Origin of the sequence: Enterococcus sp. AZ119 (assembly GCF_050546175.1) — a bacterium.
Taxonomy (GTDB): Bacteria; Bacillota; Bacilli; order Lactobacillales; family Enterococcaceae; genus Enterococcus; species Enterococcus faecalis.
The window spans coordinates 2,199,895-2,221,790 of sequence record NZ_CP172951.1; the positions used below are offsets into that span (position 1 = coordinate 2,199,895).

Sequence of the window (21,896 nt, forward strand, 5' to 3'; positions counted from 1 at the left end):
TTTTATTCTTTTTCTGTTGATTCATATTTAAAAGTTGGATCAATTTCTTTATCTAACTGATCAAATGCTTCTTGCATCCGACGTTCCACTTCAGCTAAACCGTCTTTATCCATTTTTTTAATATCGCTAATATCGATTGGCTCCCCAAAACGAACCGTTACTTTTTTACGTTTAAACAACTCTTTTAAGGTTAACGGACCTTGATAAACAGATGGCACGATAGGTACTCGCCCCATTTTAGCAATCAAGGCTACCCCGCCTTTTAATTCTGAGGAATGACGCGTGCCACTAGGGAACATAATCAAACTTAAATCAGAATTTTTTAAAATTTTGACAGGTGTTTTAATCGCGCTGGGACCGGGCTTCTCACGATCCACTGGAAACGCATTCGCATGTTTTAAAATGAAACGTAAAACAGGATTTTTAAACAACTCTTTTTTTGCCATAAAACTAAACTTCTTAGGACTGCCAGCAACAGCTAAATACAGCGGTTCCCACCATGTTCGATGCGGCGCAACTAAGACATAGTTTTGGTCTTTTGGTAATTTTTCTTTATTTTCATAATGTGCATTTCCATTAATCACAAATAAAATGACGCGAACCACGCCACGCATAAATGTAAAAAACATAATTTTCTTCCTTTCTTCTCTCCGCTTTCTAGTATGCCGAAAGCTCTACCTTTTGACAAGCTTTTTTTACGTCTATCAATTAGAGAAATAACATGTCCCTACTAATCTAGGGAACAGATTTTGTCATACGGGTTTAAAAGTAGTATAATACATGAACAATCAGATGAAAAGTTGGAGGTTCTTAATCTATGTTATTATCCGGCGAACGGATTGATCAATTATATGCGGATGATATTAAAATTATTCAAAGCAAAGAAGTCTTTTCTTTTTCCATTGATGCAGTCTTATTGGCTAATTTTCCGCAACTACCAAAAAAAGGCAAGATTGTCGATTTGTGTGCTGGCAATGGCGCGGTCGGCCTCTTCGTTAGTCGGAAAACAGCTGCAAAGATCGACCAAATCGAATTACAACCTCGTTTGGCAGATATGGGTCAACGAAGTATTCTATTAAATAAATTGGAAAAACAAGTAACGATGTATGAACGTGATTTAAAACAAGCGACAGAAGTCATCAAAAAAGATTCTGTGGATTTAGTACTATGTAATCCCCCATACTTTAAAGAACGACCAACTAGCCAAAAAAATCCAAACCCGCATTTAGCGATTGCCCGTCATGAAATTCACACGTCTCTTCAAGAAGTGGTCACTGTGTCAGCGGATTTATTAAAAACAAATGGTCGCCTCGCAATGGTTCATCGTCCTGATCGTTTCCTGGATATTTTACATGCCATGGAAAACGCCAATATTGCGCCGAAAAAAGCTCGGTTTGTTTATCCGAAGCCAGGCAAAGAAGCCAATGTTTTACTAATTGAAGGCATTAAGCAAGGCAAAAAAGACGGTTTTCGTGTGTTACCACCTCTTTTTACATACAATGAAAAGAACGAATACGAAGCAGAAATGAAGGCTATGCTGTATGGAGAATAAGAAATCCCATTATTTTTATGTTTTACTTTGCCAAGATGGTTCCTTTTACGGTGGCTATACAACTGAGCCAGAACGTCGATTAACCGAACATAATAGCGGAACTGGTGCAAAATATACACGGTTAGCCAAACGCCGCCCAGTCAAAATGATTCATACAGAGAAATTTGAAACACGTAGCGCGGCCACCAAAGCCGAAGCTGCCTTTAAAAAATTAACGCGTAAACAAAAAGAACAGTATTTAAAAACCTTTCATTAAGTGACAATAAGCAAAAAGAAACAGCCATCATTTCATTGATGAAATGATGGCTGTTTCTTTCTCTTTTTAAACTAAGTTCTCGACAAAATGAATAACCATTTCGGCTGATTTTTTCCCAGCTTCATCGATGAATTCGTCAAAGCTTTGAGTTGCTTCGCCATCTGCTGTATCACTCATTGCCCGTACAACTAAGAATGGAATATTGAACTGTGAAGCCGCTTGGCCAATTGCTGCGCCTTCCATTTCACAAGCTAAGGCTTCAGGAAACTCTTTCTTAATTTTGGCGATTTTCTCAGCGCTATCCACAAAAGTATCTCCAGTAACAATCAATCCTTTACGAATAGCTAAACCAGTTTTTTCAGCAGCTTTCGCAATTTCCATCCGCAAGTATTCACTTGTTTCAAAATACAAAGGCACACCACCAGGCAATTGTCCATAGGCATAACCAAAACCAGTGACATCAACATCAAAGTAAGCTAATTTGTCTGCAATGACTAAATCGCCGACTTTTAGTCCTTCACCGATACCACCAGCAGAACCTGTATTAATCACCATATTTACGCCATATTGATGAATCAATAAAGTCGTGGTCACAGCTGAGGCCACTTTACCAATTCCTGAACGAACCACAATCACCTCATGTCTTCCTAACGAACCAGAAACAAATAAAGCGCCTGCTCGTTCCCATGACATCGTGTCTGTCAATTTTTCTTTTAGAATTTTGACCTCTTGATCCATTGCTCCAATAATTCCAATTTTCATAGTGATTCCTCTTTTCTATAAATTCAAAACGATATACGCCACAACGGCTAATAAAATCGCTACAATAATAATTGCCTTGTTTAACCAAGTACTCCGTTCTCGACGCTTCGAGTATTCTCCTACTCGTGACTTGTTGATCGGTTTTTGTTTTTTCTTTTCTTTACGATAAAACGTCGAAATTTCTTTTTCTTTTCGCTTATACGCTTTTTCCGCCAGCTTCTGTTCTTCCTGCTGACGACGTTCTGCTTCTTTTTCTTCTGCTTCTCTGCGTTTGCGAAGTTCTGTCCGAGTGACTAACGGACCTTTGCTCATTGCGTGTCCTCCTTAAACTGTCTCTGCAGTAAATACAATTCCCAGTATTGTATAGCAAAAAGTGTTTTGGCATCACAAATCGTGCCCTTTGCCACTTCTGCTTTGGCTTCAGCTATTGTTAGCTCGTAAAGTTCCAAGATTTCATCTTCATCTTGAGGACGCGGATTTTCGACTTTCTGCAAATCCGTTGCCAAATAGAGAGCCAATTTTTCATTAGCAAATCCTGGTGACAGATACATTGAATTTATGTAGGTGAGCTGACCCGCACGATACCCAGTTTCTTCTTCCAATTCCCGCATAGCCGTCGTTTCCAGTTGATTTTCTTCTCCAGGATCAATTTTTCCCGCTGGAATTTCTAAAATCACTTGTTCCAAGGGTTTTCTAAATTGTTTAACTAATACGATTTTTCCTTCTGCGGTTAACGGAATCATAGCTACTGCGCCTGAATGAAAAACCAATTCGCGTTTAGCAGTGCCGCCTGTCGGTAAAGCCACGTCATCCAAAAAAACATCAATAATCTTTCCTTTAAAAATTTCTCGACGTTGAAGTGTTTTTTCTTCGAAGTCCTCATAATTTAACATATCTTTCACCAACCTTTCTTGTTTATCATACCCTAAAATGATAAAAATCGCACCCCTTCTTCTCTAGTTAAACCCTTTTCAAAGAAAAAAATTTATTGCTTTAGAAAAAAATTACATTTTCGAAAAAAAATAGACATAAAAAATTCACAACTTCCTTGTATTATTTAAGCATACCAACAAACAACCCTAACAAAACACTTTTTCATTTTTAACTCCTTTCCCGTCCTACCCCCAATTAGGACGGGTCTTTTTTTGCGTTTTATACTTTTTTTCTTAGGATTTCACTAAATCATAAAATACATCTTCCGCTGTATGTCTTTTCTCTCACAGAGTATGCTAAAATAACTATTGTAACGAGAGCTGACTCTTTCGAGGATTAGATAGATAGGAGGAACTATATAAATGAACAAATTAAATACAAAATTACTGATTGGCTATATTCTTTTAGGAGCCTTAATCATTGCTGTCGCTAGAGAATATGGCTTCTTCGCTTTTGTGATTCTGGTAGGCTTTTTAGTATTCGTTCTCTATCGAAAAAAGAAAAATGCCGCCGACAAGAGCGATCAAATGCCTTACTTAACAAAAGATAAAGAAGCCCATTATCGTGAATTGGGGTTATCTCCACAAGAAATTGATTTTTTCAGAAGTACAATGAGCACAGCCAAAAAACAAATCATACAATTACAAGAAAACATGAATCGTTCAACTAAATTACGGGCGATTGACTTACGTAATGATACAACGAAGGTTTCTAAAGCTCTGTTTAAAGAGTTAGTGAAAGAACCTAAAAAGTTACACTTAGCCAATCACTTTCTCTATACACATTTACCAAATATCGTTGACTTAACAAGTAAGCATTTAGAAATCGAACAACATGAAGTAAAAAACAAACAAACGTATGAAAAATTAGAAGAAAGCGCACAAATCATTGACCAATTGTCAAAATTAGTTAAAAATGATTATGAGGAAATCGTTTCCGATGACTTAGACGATTTAGATGTCGAAATGTCGATCGCTAAAAGCAGCTTGTCGCAAAAAGCTGCAACTGAGGAATCACCTCAAGTAAACGAAGACCAGCAATAATCATTAGGGAGGAAAAAAAATGACTGAGCAACAACCCAAAGAAACAACATCTGTAACCAATACATTGGATGATTTATTAAGTAATCCATTTTCATCAATGGATGAACTAACACCAACGCAACAAAATGAACTATCTGAGTTAAAAGAACAGCAAGCAGCTCCTCGTTTAATTGATAAATTACCACAAGAACGTCAAGCCCAAGCAAAAGAGTTAGCTTCAAAAATTGACGTCCAAGATTCACAAGCAGTAATTACCTATGGTTCAAATGCCCAAATCAAACTCGGCGAATTTTCGCAAGCGATGTTAAACCACGTTCAAGCACAAGACATTGGTCCTGTTGGTGATTCACTGACCGATCTAATGTTTCGTTTAAATGAAGCCAATCCCAATGAATTACGTGCTGGCGAAGGCAACTTTATTCAAAAAATGTTAGGTAAAGTCAAACAATCCGTTTACGAAATTACCGCCAAATATCAAAAAATTGGTGCGCAAATTGACAAAATTGCTGTCAAATTAACCCATGAAAAAGATGGTCTTTTAAAAGATAATGCCATGTTAGATCAATTGTATCAAAAAAATAAAGATTATTTTGATGCCTTAAACATCTATATTGCCGCTGGGGAATTAAAAGCAGAAGAACTACGGACGCAAATTATTCCTGAAGCCATGAAAAAAGCGGAAGAATCTGGGGATCAAATGGATGTCCAAATTGTTAATGATTATAACCAATTCCTAGACCGTTTAGAAAAAAGAACCCATGATTTACGCTTGGCTCGTCAAATTACGATTCAACAAGCCCCACAAATTCGTTTAATTCAAAATACTAACCAAGCTTTGGCTGAGAAAATTCAATCATCGGTGAATACGGCGATTCCGTTATGGAAAAACCAAGTAGTCATCGCCTTAACCTTACTCCGTCAAAAAGATGCTGTGACTGCTCAACGTCAAGTCTCTGAAACCACCAATGACTTACTGAAGAAAAATTCAGAAATGCTAAAAATTTCTGCAATTGAAACAGCAAAAGAAAACGAACGTGGCCTAGTCGATATTGAAACATTACAAAAAACACAAAATGATTTAATTGAAACTATCCAAGAAACATTACGTATTCAACAAGAAGGAAAAGAAAAACGCCAAGCTGCCGAGATCGAACTTGGCCATATGGAAGAAGATTTGAAAAATAAATTATTAGAATTAACACAATAAACAACGTTTAGAACAAACTTCTTATAGTACAAGCCTGGGACAAAAATCCAAAGTGATTTTTGTCCCAGGCTTGCTTTTCTTTTTACGCTTGAATATTGTATTTCAGCCACTTAATGATACAATAAAAGAAAACCATGTTTCTTTTTGAAAGGAGGAGCAATTGTGCCACAATTTGCTTCTAAAGCCGAAGAAAAAAATTATTATGAACGCCAAGCTAGCTTAGCAGAGTTTTTAACTTGGTATCATCAACAAGAATTACCTGAATATGAAAAACCCTCTTTAACCGTTGATATGGTTCTTCTTTGTTACAACAAGGAAGCCGATCAATTGAAAGTCTTACTGATTCAACGTAAAGGTCACCCCTTTAGAAACTCATGGGCGCTTCCTGGCGGTTTTGTTAATCGCAACGAATCTACTGAAGATAGTGTTTTAAGAGAAACAAAAGAGGAAACTGGTGTGGTGATTTCTCAAGAAAATATTGAACAATTACACAGCTTTAGTCGCCCAGATCGAGATCCTCGTGGCTGGGTCGTGACAGTCAGCTATTTAGCCTTTATTGGTGAAGAACCTTTAATTGCTGGCGACGATGCCAAAGAAGTCCACTGGTTCAATCTTGAACGACATGGTCAACATATCACGTTATCTCATGAAGATGTGGAAATTACTTTAGACTTGAAAACAGCGGCCTCTCTTGGTAAAGATACATTAGCCTTCGACCATAGTGAAATTATAATTAAGGCGTTTAATCGTGTTGTTGATAAAATGGAACATGAACCGCAAGTGCTTCAAGTCTTAGGAAAAGATTTCACCATTACGGAAGCCCGTAAAGTTTTTGCGAAGTTCCTCGGCGTTGATTATCGCAGCATTGACCATTCAAATTTTAAAAAAGCCATGACACAATATTTTGAAGAGTTAGGTGAACGTCCCGTTGGCATTGGCCGCCCTTCAAAAATTTACCAATTGAAAACAACAACAGGTTTCTAAGAGGAGGGAATATTTTTTGACTGTTTACTTAAGAAAAGCAGAACCTTCTGATTTGCCTGACATCCTTGCTATCATTGAAGATGGACGCCGCACCTTACAAAAAAGTGGCATTCCCCAATGGCAAAATGGCGATGGCCCGAATCAAGAAATTTTAGCAAAAGATATCGACCAGCAAACTTGCTATATTTTAATGGTTGAGGATGCCTTGGCAGGCGTTGGTGTTTTATGTTCGGAGATTGATCCTGCTTATGAAGCGATTTTTAATGGTTCTTGGCAACCTCATTCTCAAACTACGTATACGGCGATTCATCGTGTTGCTCTAAAAAGTTCCTTTCAAGGTCAAGGACTGGCCTTGGTGCTTTTGCGCTCACTGGTTACAGCCGCTCGTTTGCAAGGTGCTACTGATATTCGAATTGATACACATCCACAAAATCTCGCTATGCAGCACCTGATTAAAAAAGCTGGCTTTGTTTATCAAGGTGACGTGATTTTAGATGTTAACGATGGCGAACGTTATGCTTATCAGATGATATTGAAATAAAAAAGTTAGGGATAACTGCCAGATTGACAGCTATCCCTAACTTTTTACATCTTATGAACACTATGAGCGCTTTGAATGCCCTCACAGGCTTCTTTACAAGCTTGATTAATTAATAAATAAGAGGATTCTTTTTGGCGGATTCCTAATTGATATTTCAATTCATCTGTCACTTGGCAAGATTCACTTAATGCCTCTAACCAGAAAAATACTCCTTCTTTATACGTATCTAATCCTTCTAGCAAGATTTTCGTTGCTTCTTTATCATAATACGGCTCTAAATTTTTACGAAACATCATTTCTTCTGTAAAAAAACGATTCACATTATTTCGGCAAAACATATAAGTGTCACGGCCTCTCCGATGTGCAGCCTGATTACAACCGTATTCTTGAACTTCTTTAGAGATGGCTTTGAAAATTTCGTTGTATACTTCAATTCTTTGCATAATTGACAAAATGGTATCTGTATAACTAAACATAACTCCTTGCTCCCTTCCCCTTCTAAGTAACAAAAATTTGCTTGTTACTTTCATTATAAAGGGAATGTTGGGTTTATATCAAATGATACGCTGTTTCCTTGCTAAAATCCTTCGTTTTTTTCTTAGAAGAATAAGAAGTAAGCGGATTACTTAATCTGTTATGTTCGGATTTTCTACACTTGGAAAATAAATTATTTTATAAAGCCATTTTCCGTTTTAACTGATGGCAACGGGCCGGTCTGTGTATTGCCAGGAACACCAATATACGTATTGCCGTTGATGGAAGTCATTTCGTTTTCCTCAGCTGCTTCATCTTGAACGGTATAATCACTTTGATATAAAAATTCACCGTTCGTATGGAAGACATAGCCGTCTTGATCTCGTTCATCTGGCTTTTCTAAATTTAAAGACACACGTAATTGATGACGGACATTTTCAATACTATCTGGATATAGTTCAACCATACTGCGCCCTTCATTACTAAAAGTGCGCCAGTCAAAAGAAAGCTGTTGTTTATCATAATTGGTCCAAGTCAAACCTTCTTTGACTAAATGAGTCAATTCATTGGAATCCACATCAGTTTGAATGTTTCCATTTAACGAATCAATAATGTCCATTATTTTCATGATTGATTGACCAGATTTCAACTTGTCTTCAACTGCTTGAATAATTTCTTGTTGTCGGAATCCACGCATAATATCGTTATCGCTATGTCTTTCACGGGCATAAGATAAAGCTTTCGTACCATCTAAATGCTGTTTCCCTGCATCAAAATGAATGGATCCTGGCCCGTCTTTGGTGACACCATCAAACGCCTGCTTGACATTGACATCTATGCCGCCAACCGCATCAATTAACTTAATAAAAGATAAAAAGTTAAACACAACGTAATGATTGATTGGAATATTCAATAATTTCTCAACTGTGTTAACAGAAGCTGTTGGTCCATCGTAGGTATAGGCGGCTTCAATTCGCTGCATCCCTTGGTAATTTTTCGCATCAATTTGAACAAAACTATCCCGTGGCAAACTTAAATAGGTTATTTTCTTCGTCTTGTTATTCACGGTAATCACCATCATAGCATCAGTCCTAGTTGTGCCTAATTTCCGTTCAATTGTATTGTCTAGCCCCATAATCAAAAACGATTGACTATCTTTATTTTGCGCTTCATTATAATCATTTTTTATGGGAACATAGCCTTTATCAATTGTTTTCTTTAAATAGCTACCCGCTACAGCAAAGTATGCTGAGCCGACTGTGACAAAAACCAAAATGATGACTAAACTAATTAAGCTGATTTTTCGCTTCCTACTCATTGGCTGTACTTCCTCTCTCTTAAAAAGTCTCCACCATCATTACTACTCCTCTAAGCAGACAAGAGACAAGTCTATCTTACCAGTCCCCTTCAAAACTAAACATAGCAGAATTTATATAGGGGTATAACCTAGAGGGAACGAAAAAGAGAGGCTTATAAACAAATAAGCCTCTCTTTTTCGTTATTTATTTTTGTGTTCTTTTTTGAACAATTCCACCATTTTTTGCTGTGGTTTTGGAAAAACATAGTCCGAAAATTGTTGTGCTGCCACCCATCGCTGCGACTCTAGTGTGGTTAATTCGCCTGTATTTCGGCCATAAAAGACTAAGATATGCCATTTCAAATGACTGAAAATATGAACGACTTCGCCTAAGGCACGTTTTTGCCAGACAACTGTTTCATAGTCCGTAAAAAAGCTGACAGGTTCTTCAGCGACCAAAGGCTCTGTTACAGGCGCTAACTCTAAAGTTAATTGTTTTTCCGTTTCTACTGGTTGCGCCAGTTTTTGCAATTGTTGAAATTGTTTTTTGCTAATTTCTTCAATCGGAAACAGCCACATATTGGCTAACAAACCGGTTTCAGGGCGTTGTTCTAATAAAAATTCTTGCTTTTTATTTTCAATAATAGTGCCGACATAATACACATCTTTCGGCTTAACTTTTTTTGATTTGACTGGATAAGCGGTCATTTTATCTGCCTGATAGGCCGCACAATATTGCTGAAGCGGACAACTTTCACACTTAGGGGAAGTTGGGGTGCAGACGGCTGAGCCTAGATCCATTAAAGCTTGATTAAAATCCCCTGGACGCTCACGATCGATGATTTTAAGCATCGCCGCTTCAAATACTTTACGACTACTCGCTTTTGCAATATCTGCATCAATTTCAAATAAACGGCTCACTACCCGCATGACGTTACCGTCAATTGCTGGTTCGGGGAGATTAAAGGCAATACTGCCAATCGCACCAGCCGTATAGGGGCCGATTCCTTTTAAACTCCGAATATCTTCGATTGTGTCAGGCATTTTCCCACCAAATTCTGAAACAATCTGTTGCGCTGCCACTTTTAAATTACGCGCTCGTGAATAGTAACCTAACCCTTCCCAAGCTTTCAACAACTTATCATCTGGCGCTTCCGCTAAATCTTGAATCGTCGGAAACCATTCCATAAATCGATAAAAATAATCAATGACTGTATCTACGCGAGTTTGTTGTAGCATAATTTCAGAAATCCAAATACGATATGCATCTGTATTCGCTCGCCAAGGTAAATTGCGTTTTTCTCGTTCATACCAAGCTAAAAAATCTTCCTGGAATGAACTAACTTTTGCGGGACTCCACGCCTCCCAAGGCTCTTTATTCGTCATGTTCTACTTCCTTTTCGCTAATAAATTGCTGAATCAAATCATAGTCAAACCCTTTTTGGAATAAGCTTTGTTTGACTTTTTGGACTTTTTTAGAAAAATCAAATCGCTGATTAGCACGCCATAAACGTTCTCCTTCCTTGTTTAACGCTTGTTGTTCTTGTTCTTCGTCCTTTTCAAAAGCTAAAGATTCCAAAGCTAGATCAATGATTTCATTTGTAAAGCCCTTTTGCATCAGATGCAGACGCGTTTTCTGAAGTGCATCTTTAAAACTTTTAGTTCGATAGCGTTTCATGGCTTTTTCTGCAGTTGCTGTGGCAACATTAAGTTGTTCATCTAACGTATAAAAGGTCAAACCATGCTGAATATCTTCTTCACTAATACCTTTTTGCTTTAATTGTTGTGCCACATTTCGTGGTCCTTTATCACTGGTTCGCATAGCTGTCCGCACGTAACTTTCACTAAAAATTGCATCATCCAACAACCGCAGCTCTTCTAAACGTTGAACGATTTTTACTCGATCTTCAGGTACAATTTCTTTCTCTTTTAAATAAGTAAAAATCTCTTTCTTTGAACGTAATTGATAGCTTAAGTAATTCATCGCCATTTGTAACCCGACATCATAAGAACTGGCTTTTTTTATTTCTTCTATTAAAGTATCTGATAACTCTTGGCCTTTTAGCAGACGCTGCCGTACTAAAATATCTTCCGAGACACGCAGTTTTTCGCCTGAAGATAGCCAAAGTAGATAAAATTCACCTTTATCTTTACTAATTCGTGTGATTGTTGTCATCTTATTCTCCTGCCCCTCTAAATCAGAACATATATTCTACTATACCATAGAATCCTTGGAAGCCAAATAAATAAAAATGTGCTAAAATGGGAGGAAGTGAAAAATGTGAGATGACTAAAGGATGAAAGAATATGACCCAACAACTAGTAAAAAAAGGCCAACAAATTTCTTTAAAAATTAAACGATTAGGAATTAATGGCGAAGGTATCGGCTATTATAAAAAATTAATTATTTTCGTTCCTGGGGCGCTACCGAAAGAAGAAGTGACTGCCACGATCACAAATGTTACACCCAAATTTGCTGAAGGAACCCTTCAATCTGTCAAAAAAGCTGCTAAAGATCGCGTGGTCCCTCCTTGTCCTGTCTATGAAACATGTGGCGGCTGCCAACTACAACATTTAGCCTACAAAGCACAATTAGACTTTAAAAAAGATTTATTAAAGCAGGCGCTTAACAAATTTAAACCAGCCAATTATCAAAACTATGAACTACGAAAAACAATTGGGATGGAGAATCCTTGGAATTATCGAAATAAAGCCCAATTCCAATTACGCCAAATCGATGGCCAAGTAGAAGCTGGTCTCTATCAAGCTGATTCACATCAATTAGTACCGATTGATAACTGTTTGGTCCAACAGCCTGCGACAACCAAGGTGATGAATACATTAGTTGATTTATTGAATAAATTTCAATTACCAATTTATGATGAACGTAAAAATAGTGGTATCTTTCGAACATTAATGGTTCGAGTGGGCATCCAAACTGGCGAAGTCCAAGTAGTGTTCATTACACAATCGCAGAAATTTCCACAAAAAGAAAAAATGGTTCGCGCAATTAATGAACAATTACCAGAAGTTGTTTCTATTATGCAAAATGTCCAAAATAAAAAAACCTCTCTAGTAATGGGTGATGATACCCTTCACTTATGGGGCAAAGAAAGCATTGAAGAACACATTAACGACGTTGTCTTTGATTTATCGCCGCGAGCATTTTTCCAATTGAATCCAGAACAAACGGAAGTTTTATATAATGAAGGAATCAAGGCCTTAGATTTACAACCAAACGAAACTGTTGTTGATGCTTATTGTGGCGTCGGGACCATTGGCTTAAGTTTAGCGAAACAAGCGCATCAAGTTCGTGGTATGGATACCATTCCCGCCGCAATTGACGATGCTATATTCAATGCAAAACGACTTGGTGTTACGAACACACATTATGCTGTTGGAACAGCTGAAGACTTATTACCTAAATGGTTCAAAGAAGGCTTTAAACCTGATGCCATTGTAGTTGATCCCCCACGGACTGGTTTGGATCGTAAATTATTAACGGCCCTTTTGAAACAACCACCTAAGAAAATGGTGTATATTTCTTGTAATGTATCCACGTTAGCACGTGATTTAGTTCAATTAGCCAAAGTATATCAAGTAGACTATTTACAATCTGTTGATATGTTTCCACAAACCGCTCGTTGTGAAGTTGTCGTAAAATTAACGAGAAAATAAAAAAAGGAGCGTGGGACAAAAATCACTTTGGATTTTTGCTCCACGCTCAAAAACTGATAAACGGTGGGAACAGAACCAACACTACGCGTTGCTCCGATCTCAACAACTTCTAAGAGCTAAAGCTCTAAGAGTTGAAGGTCCTTCGGAAATAAGCCGAAATTATCCAAAAATTAAAAAGCACCGGGTAGGTATCATGCAACATCAACTCGTTCCTCGTTGTGTTTTATGATAATTTTCGGAAATTTCTTCTTATTGCTGAGAAACACTATTTGCAAAGCAAATAGATGTTAAACAGTACCTACTTGGTTCTCGGAGCTAAACGGTTCTGTCCCGACCTCCTTTAACTAATTAAACAATTATTTACTTAATTAGCTATTTTTTCGTCCGAAGAAGAATGAAACCACAGCAACTAAAATTACTGCCCCAATAATTGATGGCACAATTGCCATACCTGCTACGTGAGGACCCCAGCTACCTAAGATTTTTTCTCCGATAAATGAACCAACTAAACCGGCAACGATATTCGCAATCCAACCCATTGATTGACCTTTGCTTGTAAGTGCGCCAGCGATAGCACCGATAACAGCACCAACGATTAAAACCCATAAAGTATGCATAAAATAATTCCTCCTAAATGCTTTATCTAGCGAATAATTCGCTATGTTACTATTATGGACTACTTTTATTAGATAACAAAATAGTTTGCTTGTTTCCATGAAAAAAAAGCAATAATTTCTGATAATTTCATTAAAAAAACTCAGAACAGGAGACCGAAGTGCACTGTTCTGAGCTTTTATTTAAGAAATTGTTGGTCGTTTTACTCGTTCATGTGCGACATCCGCTGCTTGAATCTCTTTATTATTAAAAGGTGTTAAGCGGAATGCCAATTGGAATTCTTCAAACGTAGTTCGGTATTTTTCTAATTGCCACTGGCCACAAGAGTAGCTACCTAGGGCGTTTTGTTTGTAATCGATATTTAAAACAACATACTCACTTTCTTGTAATTCATTGGTATGCTTAGCAACATCTAGCGCTTGTTCTTCAAAATAAGAAACACTAAAATTATATGAATCAGCCGCTGTTGCTACTACCCCTTGGCCGCGATCATCCGTGAATGCGGACCATTTAGTCGCCATGTGGTTACCATTGGCTTGTGGAACAACATAATTAGTGAACATTTCCGCCACTGTAGCATCATAAACGCCAAGTAAACCAGCTTCTTGTGAATCTACATAGTTTTCTCTCGGCCCTTTACCGAAATATTTTACTTCTGATAGAGACTTGTCTAAATGGAGAGTCACACCCAAACGTGGTAACATATCTGGCGCATTTTCAATTTTACCAGCAGGACTACCTTTTAAGTCGAAGAAAATTTCGCCATTTGGTGCAATTAAATACTGATAGGTACATTGATAATGCCAAGCACTGTTAGTCGTTCCGTTAATTGTTTTTACGATGACTTGGATAAAATCATCAACTTTTTTCCACTCAAAAGAACGGACAATTTCATGCTCTAAATGTAAGAAATATTTCTTCTTCATTTCATCAATAATTTCCATATCATTACTGATCGGTGCCCGCCAAAATGTAAATTTCGGCCCTCTATGCAATAATTTTTTACCATCTCGTGTCACATTCGTTAAGGCGCCCTTCACTTTATCAAAATTAATTGAAAAGTTTGGTCCTTCAATGTATAAATGAGGGCCAATTTCCTTTGCCATCATCGTGCCAACTGGTGTGATCTCAATCCCTGGTGTTGCAATTGGCAATTCAAACTGTGCGGTAGCTAATTCATGACCAGCAGATGCATAGGCAGTCGTTTCTTTCAATTGATATGAAAGAGTTAAATAATAGGCGGCTCCTGCCTTTTTAGGAAAATCTAAATGATAAGGTAAGTGCAGTCTTCCTTCTGCTCTAGCAGCAATTGCTGGCACTGCTACTGTCCCTGATTGAATCACTGTTTGATCTTCAGTAATTGTATAAACCAGCTTAAAGATAGCCAAGTTTTCAAAGTCAAACCGACTCAATAATGAGAATTCACCTGACAGAACGTCAATAGCGCTAGTTGTAATGGGTTCAATGACTTTTTTGTATTCATACAAGCTAGGAGATGGCGTACGGTCAGGCATCAACATCCCATCAATACAAAAATCTTTGTTACTTGGATCATCGCCGAAATCGCCGCCATAACGATAATAAACTTCACCGTTATCTGTTACCGATTCAATGCCATGGTCAAACCATTCCCAAATAAAGCCACCTTGTAATTTATCATGAGCATAAAATAGCTCTTGGTATTCTTTTAAATTCCCAGGGCCATTCCCCATCGCATGACAATATTCACATAAAATATGCGGTTTTTTTGAATTTTCAATAATCGTATTCATCAGTAATTCTCTAGTTGGGTGTTCCAACCACGTATACATTGTAGAATAGACATCCGTGACCTCTGCCTCAAAATCACCTTCATAATGAACCAAACGTGTTGGATCCATTTCTTTGGCAATACAGGCCATTTCAATAAAGTTATGACCAAACGCAGATTCATTTCCTAACGACCAAAAGAGAATTGATGGATGGTTTTTATCCCGTTGAATCATCCGTACCATCCGAGAAACATAAGCCGTTTCCCATTCTGGATCGTTGCTAATCCAATCATATTCTCCGGTTAATTCAAAGCCGTGACATTCCAAATCAGTTTCATCAATCACATACATTCCATATTCATCGCATAAATCATAGAAATAAGCAGATGCTGGATAATGACTGGTTCGAATGGCATTAATATTAAATTGTTTCATTAAACGAATATCTTTTTCAATTTCTTCACGACTAACCACTCGACCATTTTTCGGATTATAATCATGACGATTCATTCCTTTTAGTTTAATGGCCACACCATTGACTAAGAAAGTCTCACCAGATACATGAATATTTCTGAAACCAACTTTTTGCGGAATAACTTCGACGACTTCCCCTTCACAAAAAACAGTGATAAATAGTTGATACAAGTATGGTTTTTCAGCTGACCAAGCAGTGACAGACGGTAAACTTGCTGAAAATTCAACTGTACCTTGATTTCCTGCGACAGTCTCTTTAAGAACCGTTTTTCCCTGCTGATCCATCAACTCCAATTGAACTTGTTGTCCTTTGTCTTGCCAAAATTTACCCGTAATTGCCAAGTGGCCATTTTGATACGAATCATCTAAATCGGAAATAATAAAGAAATCTTCCAGCCCATTTTCTGGTACACCGAGTAATTCAACATCACGAAAAATACCACTTAACCACCACATATCTTGATCCTCTAAATACGTACCATCTGACCATTGATAGACTCGCACCGTTAAATCATTTGTTTCACCAATTTTAGCGTAAGGCGTAATGTCAAATTCTGCTTCATTTCGTGCACCTTTACTGTAGCCAACTTCATGGCCGTTCACCCAAACATGATAAGCTGAATCTACGCCACAAAAACGTAAAATGATTTTTTTATCGTGAAATGTTTCATCTATAGCAAATGTCCGTTTGTAAATACCTGTTGGGTTTTCCGTTGGTACATACGGCGGATTAATGGGAAAATTGTACCATAAATCAGAGTAATGCATTTTGCCATATCCTTGGACTTGCCAATTTCCAGGAACAGTGATTTGATCCATTTGGCTTGTATCAAAGTCCGTCGCAAAAAAGTTTTCTGGGCTGTATTCTGGCGCTTCTAAAAAGAGAAAATGCCAGCGTCCGTTTAAATTTTTGTATGCTTGTGTATATTTATTTTCATTTAATAACGCTGTTTCTTTCGAAGGAAAGCTCGAAAAATGTGCTCGTCCAGGCAACCGATTAATACTATCTACTTTATAATTTTCCCAAGTCTTCATAATCCATTTCTCCTTTACCAACTTCATTTTTTTCTTTTGTTTCATATCGTTTCCAACAAATCCAAGCAAAGCCCATAAAGACAATTAACCCAATAATGTTATACGCCAACATGCCCAGTGGACTAGCGGTTCCTTTCGGTAACGTGCCATTGATTTCTTCCATGATTAATTTTGGATCCGGCACAGTTGACATAAAGAATACAAAGATAAAAATGGCTAATAAGAAAATTCCCGCAATTAAGCCAAAGGTTCGATTACCAAAGCGGAAACTTCTCGGCATTGTTTCTTTTTTCCAACGAAGCCCAATATAGGCGATTAACAAGAACAAGACAGGCACTAATGACGTAGAAGCTGTCATATTAATTAACGTTTCTAAAAAGCTATCCATATTTCCAATTCCTAATGCTGGAATGGCAACTAAAATCGTCACAATAATTCCTTGAACTAACAAAGCATTGGTTGGATTTCCCTCTTCGTTGGTTTTCACTAGCCACTTACCGAAGACCCCATCAGGAATTTCTGAGAAAAATACTTTAACTGGTGCTGCTGTCCACAGAGCCAAAGAACCAAGACTTCCGACAAATAAGATAATTCCTACTAAGCGCACCATCATTGCTGCGGGAATATGGAAATACGTACCTAAAATTTTAAAGATATCAAAAATACCATTTGAAAAATTTCCTTTTAAGACGTCCGTTGGCACTACCAAACCTACAGCAACGGCACCAAGAATATACATGATACCGACCGCAATCGTTGCACCAATCATCGTGCGGACAAACGTTTTATTGCCGCCTTTAACATCCTTAATATATACACCGATACTTTCACCACCGCCAACAGCTTGTAAAATCCACGCCATCGTCATGAAAAAAGTCCAATTAAAAGTTGGCATAATTGACGTCGTGGTAAACTCTTGTGCTGGTTCATTGCCAAAACCAAACACGACGACAAAGGCTAAAACCACAAAAGCTACGCCCATAAATAAACGTGCACCACCCGCTAAGCTAGTCACTTTCGAAATCCACGAGACCCCTTTAATACAAACCCATGTCATTAACCAAAATAACAGAATAGAAATCACTGCAATTATTTTAGTACTATGGTTTCCTTGAAAAACGTTTTGACCTAAAAAAGCGTATGAACCATAAATCAATGTATTCGGTAGTAATGAACAGAAGAAAAACAAGTTGACAAAGAAATACGACCAAGCACCTAAAAATGCCCATTTAGGTCCTAGCACAGATTCCAACCAACTGTGAACACCTGATTCATTTTCAGAATTAGCAGAAGCAAATTCTGCAATCATTAGAATAAATGGTAAAAAGTAAAAAATAGAGCCGAATAAATAGCCTGGAATAGTTGCTAGGCCAATCTGAATACTGTTGTTAACAATGCTGGGAAAGGCAAAAACCGCTGAAAAAGTCATGAGCATCAATGCGACAGAACCTAATCGTTCCCGTGAATGTGTTGCCATTTTACTACATCCTCTCTTTATCAAATTAATTAGTACTCACACATTGTAAAACGCTTACAGTTTTTTAAAAATAAAAAATGTTGCCTATTTCTTGTAAAGATGTTGACTTTTAGAAAGCCTTTACATACTCTTATAAAGAGGTGATAGCATGCAAAATGTTTTTACAAATAATGTCAGCATCCTGATTAATGATCAACCTATTAGCCAAGAATTTCATCTTTATGAAGCTGGCTATGAAAAATGCCGTCCGACAAAACCAACTGAGTTTGCCCCCATTAATTATTGGGTTTTGCATTATTGTAGCGATGGTGAAGGCTATTTTTCAACACCCTTTATGGAAAAACAACACATTACCGCTGGCGATTTGTTTATGATTCCAGCCAATTGTCGCAATATTTATTATCCTAATCGGCAAAATCCTTGGACCTATCATTGGGTTGGTTTTGTTGGAGATCTTTCGTCTCAGTATTTAGAAAAAATAGGCCTGACTACCGAAAATTGTATTTTAAAAGGAACTGTTGATAAGAAATTAGAAAGTTTATTTAAAAATATTTACCAAGAAGCGAAGAAACATAATCATTTTGGCAGTTTAAGTGAAAGCTTTCAATTGTTGAATTATCTAGAGCATCATTCCGTTACACAGCACGAAAATCAAAGCCAACAATTATTTAACCAAATTAAAATGGCTATTCACGAAAATTTTTCAAACAATCTTTCAATTAGTCAATTAGCTTCTGAGTATAACATTGATCGTAGCTATTTATTTAAGCTGTTTCAGCGTTATGAACAAACAAATCCTAGTATTTATGTACAAAACTTAAAACTGCAAAAAGCCTGTTCTCTATTAAGAAAAAGTTCCTTAACCATCACGGAAATCAGTTTTGAAGCAGGTTTTTCTTCACCTTCTTATTTTTCAAAATTTTTCTTCCAGAAAAAAGAGATGACACCTCGACAATATCGCCAACAGTTTTTGACTTAAAATAAATTGTTGCTTATCTGTAGTTAAAGAAAAAAACAATTTATTTAATAATTAATTAGGGTTTTATTATAGGTGGGAGTGTGATATATAGACTAATCAAAATCAATAAATAATTTACAAGTTTTAGCAAATAAACAATATTGGAGAGAAAGTGGTAGATGATTGTATTGTTGTTAATTTGTCAAAGTAGACAATTAAATTTTATAGATATTTTACTAGCGGTAGTTGTTTTAGCAAAAGACAACTACCGTTTGCTATAAAAAAAGAACCCTTGCAACACAAGGGTTCTCGAACATTCAAAAGTTGAATGAATTATTTTACTGTTACTGAAGCGCCAACTTCTTCTAAAGCAGCTTTTAAAGCTTCTGCTTCTTCTTTAGAAACAGCTTCTTTAACTGGTGCAGGAGCGCCATCAACTACAGCTTTAGCTTCTTTCAAGCCTAAGCCAGTTGCTTCACGAACTGCTTTGATAACTTTAACTTTTTGATCGCCAGCTGCTGTTAATTCAACAGTGAATTCAGTTTGTTCTTCTGCTGCTCCACCTGCTGCTGGTCCAGCTACTGCTACAGGAGCTGCTGCTGATACGTCAAATTTTTCTTCGATAGCTTTAACTAATTCGCTTAGTTCTAAGATAGTTGCTGTTTCTAACTCAGCAACGATGTTTTCAATGTTTAATGCCATTTTGAATTTCCTCCATTTAAATTAAAATTGTTTGTTTTTTATTTGTTTGAATTAGACTGCAATTAAGCAACTTCTTCGTTTTTCTCTGCCACTGCTTTGACAGCGTAAGCCACGTTGCGGACTGGCGCTTGTAATACAGATAATAGCATAGATAGTAAACCTTCGCGGTTTGGTAGTTTTGCCAACGCAGTAATTTGTTCCACTGAAGAAACTTTTCCTTCGATGACGCCACCTTTGATTTCTAATGCTTTTGCATCTTTAGCAAATTCGTCGATGATTTTAGCTGGTGCTACTACATCGTCGTTGCTGAATGCGACAGCAGTTGGGCCTGTAAAGACTTCGTCTAAGCCGTCTAAACCAACTTTTTTAGCTGCACGAGAAAGGATTGAGTTTTTGATGACTTTCATTTCTACGCCTGCATCACGTAATTGTTTACGTAAGTTAGTGACTTCTTCAACTGTTAAACCACGGTAGTCCACGATTACAACTGATGCTGCTGATTCAAATTTCTCAGCGGCTGCTTGAACTAGGGTTTCTTTTTTAGCGATTGCTGCTTCACTCATTTATTTCACCTCCTGATTTTGATGGTGGAGTTGGACTTGGTTTACGATATGTAAAGTAGAAGAATCAAATGAAACTTCGCTCACTTCGTTCGCCAAGTATTGTTTTACATCGGCTTTTTTTCAAAAAATCGTGTAAAACAACAAAACTCCATGCCACCGTAGACATAGAGGGACCGAATTGTATATAACTCAACAATTGTCCTCGGTAGGAAATTAAGACTTGCGTCACCTACTGTCTTCGGTACAGTTAATTATTAACCTCACTCACTTTACCATAGGGTAAGTGAGTGAGTCAAGAATTTTTTAATTATTTTCTTTCAAATTAGAAAGAAGCTTGGTCAACGTGGATTCCAGGTCCAAATGTTGTTGTTACTGAAATGTTTTTGATGTATTGACCTTTAGCAGTTGATGGTTTAGCTTTCAATAATACGTCGTTAATTGTGTTGAAGTTTTCAACCAATTTTTCGTTATCAAATGAAACTTTACCGATTGGTACGTGGATGTTACCAGCTTTGTCAACGCGGTAAGTTACTTTACCAGCTTTAACTTCTTCAACAGCTTTTGTAACGTCCATTGTTACAGTACCAGTTTTAGGGTTTGGCATTAAACCTTTTGGTCCTAAGACACGGCCTAATTTACCAACTGTAGCCATCATGTCAGGAGTCGCAACAACTACGTCAAAGTCGAACCATCCACCTTGGATTTTTGCAACCATGTCGTCGTCGCCTACGAAATCTGCACCAGCAGCTTCAGCTTCTTTAGCTTTTTCGCCTTTAGCGAATACTAAAACAGTTTGTGTTTTACCAGTTCCGTTTGGAAGCACAACTGCTCCACGGATTTGTTGGTCTGCTTTTTTAGGGTCAACGTTCAATTTGTAAGCAACTTCAACTGTTGCGTCAAATTTCGCGATGTTTGTATCTTTTGCTAAAGCTACTGCTTCTTCAACTGAGTAAGCTTTTGTAGCATCAACTTTTTTCAATGCTTCTTGCATTTTTTTGCTCTTTTTAGCCATTTTGTTTCCTCCTTGATTGTGGTTATAACGGTTGTACCTCCCACGTCTTTCATATCTTTAAATATGAAACGAACTGAGAAGCTACTTCTTTGAGTAAGTGTGGAATAAAAATTATTCTACGATGATACCCATGCTTCGTGCAGTTCCTGCAACCATGCGCATTGCTGCTTCAACGTCAGCGGCGTTTAGGTCTGCCATTTTAAGTTCAGCGATTTCTTTCACTTGATCGCTTGAAACTGTTGCAACTTTAGTTTTGTTTGGTTCACCTGAACCTTTTTCGATTTTTGCAGCTTTTTTCAATAAGACTGCAGCAGGTGGTGTTTTAGTAATGAATGTAAATGAACGATCTTCATATACAGAGATTACTACTGGAATAATTAAGCCTGCTTGGTCAGCTGTACGAGCATTGAATTCTTTAGTGAATCCCATGATGTTGATACCTGCTTGACCTAACGCTGGACCTACTGGTGGAGCTGGTGTTGCTTTCCCCGCAGGAATTTGTAATTTAACGATTTTTTCTACTTTTTTAGCCACGAAAATACCTCCTTAAGTTCTCGTGCGTGGTTAATGGGGTTGAGATTT

At 37.4% G+C, this 21,896-nt stretch carries 23 protein-coding genes and 1 other annotated feature; of the genes, 8 read left to right on the plus strand and 15 right to left on the minus strand.

Features of this window, described 5'->3' with window-relative positions; all coding sequences use genetic code 11:
* Positions 1-2: 2 nt before the first annotated feature.
* The gene (locus tag IGL37_RS10660; RefSeq protein ID WP_002356461.1) at positions 3-629 is read right to left on the minus strand and encodes a lysophospholipid acyltransferase family protein; all 627 of its coding nucleotides are present in this window, start codon (positions 627-629) and stop codon (positions 3-5) included.
* A 188-nt stretch (positions 630-817) separates the two neighbouring features.
* On the opposite strand from IGL37_RS10660, the gene IGL37_RS10665 reads away from it, so the two are divergent.
* Both IGL37_RS10665 and IGL37_RS10670 read left to right on the plus strand, forming a co-directional pair.
* Complete coding sequence (locus IGL37_RS10665; protein ID WP_002374085.1) at positions 818-1,552, plus strand: tRNA1(Val) (adenine(37)-N6)-methyltransferase; 735 nt, start codon at positions 818-820, stop codon at positions 1,550-1,552.
* A complete protein-coding gene (locus tag IGL37_RS10670) occupies positions 1,542-1,808 on the plus strand; it encodes a GIY-YIG nuclease family protein (RefSeq protein ID WP_002356455.1) in 267 nt (88 codons plus the stop codon). Before IGL37_RS10665 ends, IGL37_RS10670 begins: the two co-directional genes overlap by 11 nt.
* Positions 1,809-1,874: 66 nt before the next feature.
* Here IGL37_RS10670 and IGL37_RS10675 read toward each other — a convergent pair whose 3' ends face one another.
* From IGL37_RS10675 to IGL37_RS10685, 3 genes are read right to left on the minus strand one after another with little or no spacing between them, the layout of a single operon-like run.
* Complete coding sequence (locus IGL37_RS10675) at positions 1,875-2,570, minus strand: 5'-methylthioadenosine/adenosylhomocysteine nucleosidase (protein WP_002356454.1); 696 nt, start codon at positions 2,568-2,570, stop codon at positions 1,875-1,877.
* Positions 2,571-2,585: 15 nt separating this feature from the next.
* Positions 2,586-2,882: a cell wall synthase accessory phosphoprotein MacP gene (gene macP, locus IGL37_RS10680; RefSeq protein ID WP_002356451.1), complete on the minus strand. Its 297-nt coding sequence runs from the start codon at positions 2,880-2,882 to the stop codon at positions 2,586-2,588.
* Positions 2,879-3,463: an NUDIX hydrolase gene (locus tag IGL37_RS10685; protein ID WP_002356449.1), complete on the minus strand. Its 585-nt coding sequence runs from the start codon at positions 3,461-3,463 to the stop codon at positions 2,879-2,881. The genes macP and IGL37_RS10685 overlap by 4 nt, the downstream gene beginning before the upstream one ends.
* Before the next feature lie 402 nt (positions 3,464-3,865).
* On the opposite strand from IGL37_RS10685, the gene IGL37_RS10690 reads away from it, so the two are divergent.
* The 4 genes from IGL37_RS10690 (at position 3,866) to IGL37_RS10705 (ending at position 7,278) form a co-directional block, all read left to right on the plus strand.
* Positions 3,866-4,546 (plus strand): 5-bromo-4-chloroindolyl phosphate hydrolysis family protein, encoded by a 681-nt coding sequence (locus IGL37_RS10690; protein ID WP_002356448.1) that lies wholly within the window; start codon positions 3,866-3,868, stop codon positions 4,544-4,546.
* A gap of 19 nt (positions 4,547-4,565) precedes the next feature.
* Positions 4,566-5,753: a toxic anion resistance protein gene (locus tag IGL37_RS10695; RefSeq protein WP_002356447.1), complete on the plus strand. Its 1,188-nt coding sequence runs from the start codon at positions 4,566-4,568 to the stop codon at positions 5,751-5,753.
* Positions 5,754-5,897: 144 nt separating this feature from the next.
* Positions 5,898-6,737: an NUDIX domain-containing protein gene (locus IGL37_RS10700; protein ID WP_002384084.1), complete on the plus strand. Its 840-nt coding sequence runs from the start codon at positions 5,898-5,900 to the stop codon at positions 6,735-6,737.
* A gap of 16 nt (positions 6,738-6,753) precedes the next feature.
* On the plus strand, positions 6,754-7,278 hold the full coding sequence (locus IGL37_RS10705; protein WP_002362532.1) for a GNAT family N-acetyltransferase: 525 nt from the start codon (positions 6,754-6,756) through the stop codon (positions 7,276-7,278).
* Between the two features lie 44 nt (positions 7,279-7,322).
* On the opposite strand, the gene IGL37_RS10710 is transcribed toward IGL37_RS10705, so the two are convergent.
* From IGL37_RS10710 to recX, 4 genes are all read right to left on the minus strand, one after another.
* Positions 7,323-7,808 carry a hypothetical protein gene (locus tag IGL37_RS10710; RefSeq protein WP_002356444.1) on the minus strand — a complete coding sequence of 162 codons (486 nt, stop codon included), beginning with the start codon at positions 7,806-7,808 and terminating at the stop codon, positions 7,323-7,325.
* Between the two features lie 137 nt (positions 7,809-7,945).
* Entirely contained in the window at positions 7,946-9,070 is a 1,125-nt protein-coding gene (locus tag IGL37_RS10715) for an LCP family protein (protein WP_002356443.1), read from the minus strand.
* 180 nt (positions 9,071-9,250) lie between these two features.
* Entirely contained in the window at positions 9,251-10,435 is a 1,185-nt protein-coding gene (mutY, locus tag IGL37_RS10720; protein WP_033917834.1) for an A/G-specific adenine glycosylase, read from the minus strand.
* Positions 10,425-11,225, minus strand: a complete 801-nt coding sequence (gene recX, locus IGL37_RS10725) for a recombination regulator RecX (RefSeq protein WP_002356439.1) — start codon at positions 11,223-11,225, stop codon at positions 10,425-10,427. The genes mutY and recX overlap by 11 nt, the downstream gene beginning before the upstream one ends.
* Before the next feature lie 131 nt (positions 11,226-11,356).
* Between recX and rlmD the strand changes: the two genes are divergently transcribed.
* A complete protein-coding gene (gene rlmD / locus IGL37_RS10730) occupies positions 11,357-12,727 on the plus strand; it encodes a 23S rRNA (uracil(1939)-C(5))-methyltransferase RlmD (protein ID WP_033917833.1) in 1,371 nt (456 codons plus the stop codon).
* A 368-nt stretch (positions 12,728-13,095) separates the two neighbouring features.
* On the opposite strand, the gene IGL37_RS10735 is transcribed toward rlmD, so the two are convergent.
* The 3 genes from IGL37_RS10735 to IGL37_RS10745 form a co-directional block, all read right to left on the minus strand.
* Positions 13,096-13,344, minus strand: coding sequence for a GlsB/YeaQ/YmgE family stress response membrane protein (locus tag IGL37_RS10735; protein ID WP_002356434.1), 249 nt, complete (start codon positions 13,342-13,344; stop codon positions 13,096-13,098).
* Between the two features lie 180 nt (positions 13,345-13,524).
* On the minus strand, positions 13,525-16,647 hold the full coding sequence (gene ebgA, locus IGL37_RS10740; protein WP_029655894.1) for a beta-galactosidase subunit alpha: 3,123 nt from the start codon (positions 16,645-16,647) through the stop codon (positions 13,525-13,527).
* Positions 16,580-18,079: an amino acid permease gene (locus IGL37_RS10745; protein WP_002359464.1), complete on the minus strand. Its 1,500-nt coding sequence runs from the start codon at positions 18,077-18,079 to the stop codon at positions 16,580-16,582. The genes ebgA and IGL37_RS10745 overlap by 68 nt, the downstream gene beginning before the upstream one ends.
* A gap of 148 nt (positions 18,080-18,227) precedes the next feature.
* Between IGL37_RS10745 and IGL37_RS10750 the strand changes: the two genes are divergently transcribed.
* Positions 18,228-19,058: an AraC family transcriptional regulator gene (locus tag IGL37_RS10750; RefSeq protein ID WP_002356429.1), complete on the plus strand. Its 831-nt coding sequence runs from the start codon at positions 18,228-18,230 to the stop codon at positions 19,056-19,058.
* A 312-nt stretch (positions 19,059-19,370) separates the two neighbouring features.
* On the opposite strand, the gene rplL is transcribed toward IGL37_RS10750, so the two are convergent.
* The 4 genes from rplL to rplK form a co-directional block, all read right to left on the minus strand.
* On the minus strand, positions 19,371-19,739 hold the full coding sequence (rplL, locus tag IGL37_RS10755) for a 50S ribosomal protein L7/L12 (protein WP_002356427.1): 369 nt from the start codon (positions 19,737-19,739) through the stop codon (positions 19,371-19,373).
* A gap of 62 nt (positions 19,740-19,801) precedes the next feature.
* Positions 19,802-20,302, minus strand: a complete 501-nt coding sequence (rplJ, locus tag IGL37_RS10760) for a 50S ribosomal protein L10 (RefSeq protein ID WP_002356426.1) — start codon at positions 20,300-20,302, stop codon at positions 19,802-19,804.
* Positions 20,303-20,432: 130 nt separating this feature from the next.
* Positions 20,433-20,562: a sequence feature (ribosomal protein L10 leader region), on the minus strand.
* 62 nt (positions 20,563-20,624) lie between these two features.
* Positions 20,625-21,314 carry a 50S ribosomal protein L1 gene (gene rplA / locus IGL37_RS10765; protein WP_002356425.1) on the minus strand — a complete coding sequence of 230 codons (690 nt, stop codon included), beginning with the start codon at positions 21,312-21,314 and terminating at the stop codon, positions 20,625-20,627.
* A gap of 111 nt (positions 21,315-21,425) precedes the next feature.
* Positions 21,426-21,848, minus strand: a complete 423-nt coding sequence (rplK, locus tag IGL37_RS10770) for a 50S ribosomal protein L11 (RefSeq protein WP_002356424.1) — start codon at positions 21,846-21,848, stop codon at positions 21,426-21,428.
* Between the last annotated feature and the right edge of the window lie 48 nt (positions 21,849-21,896).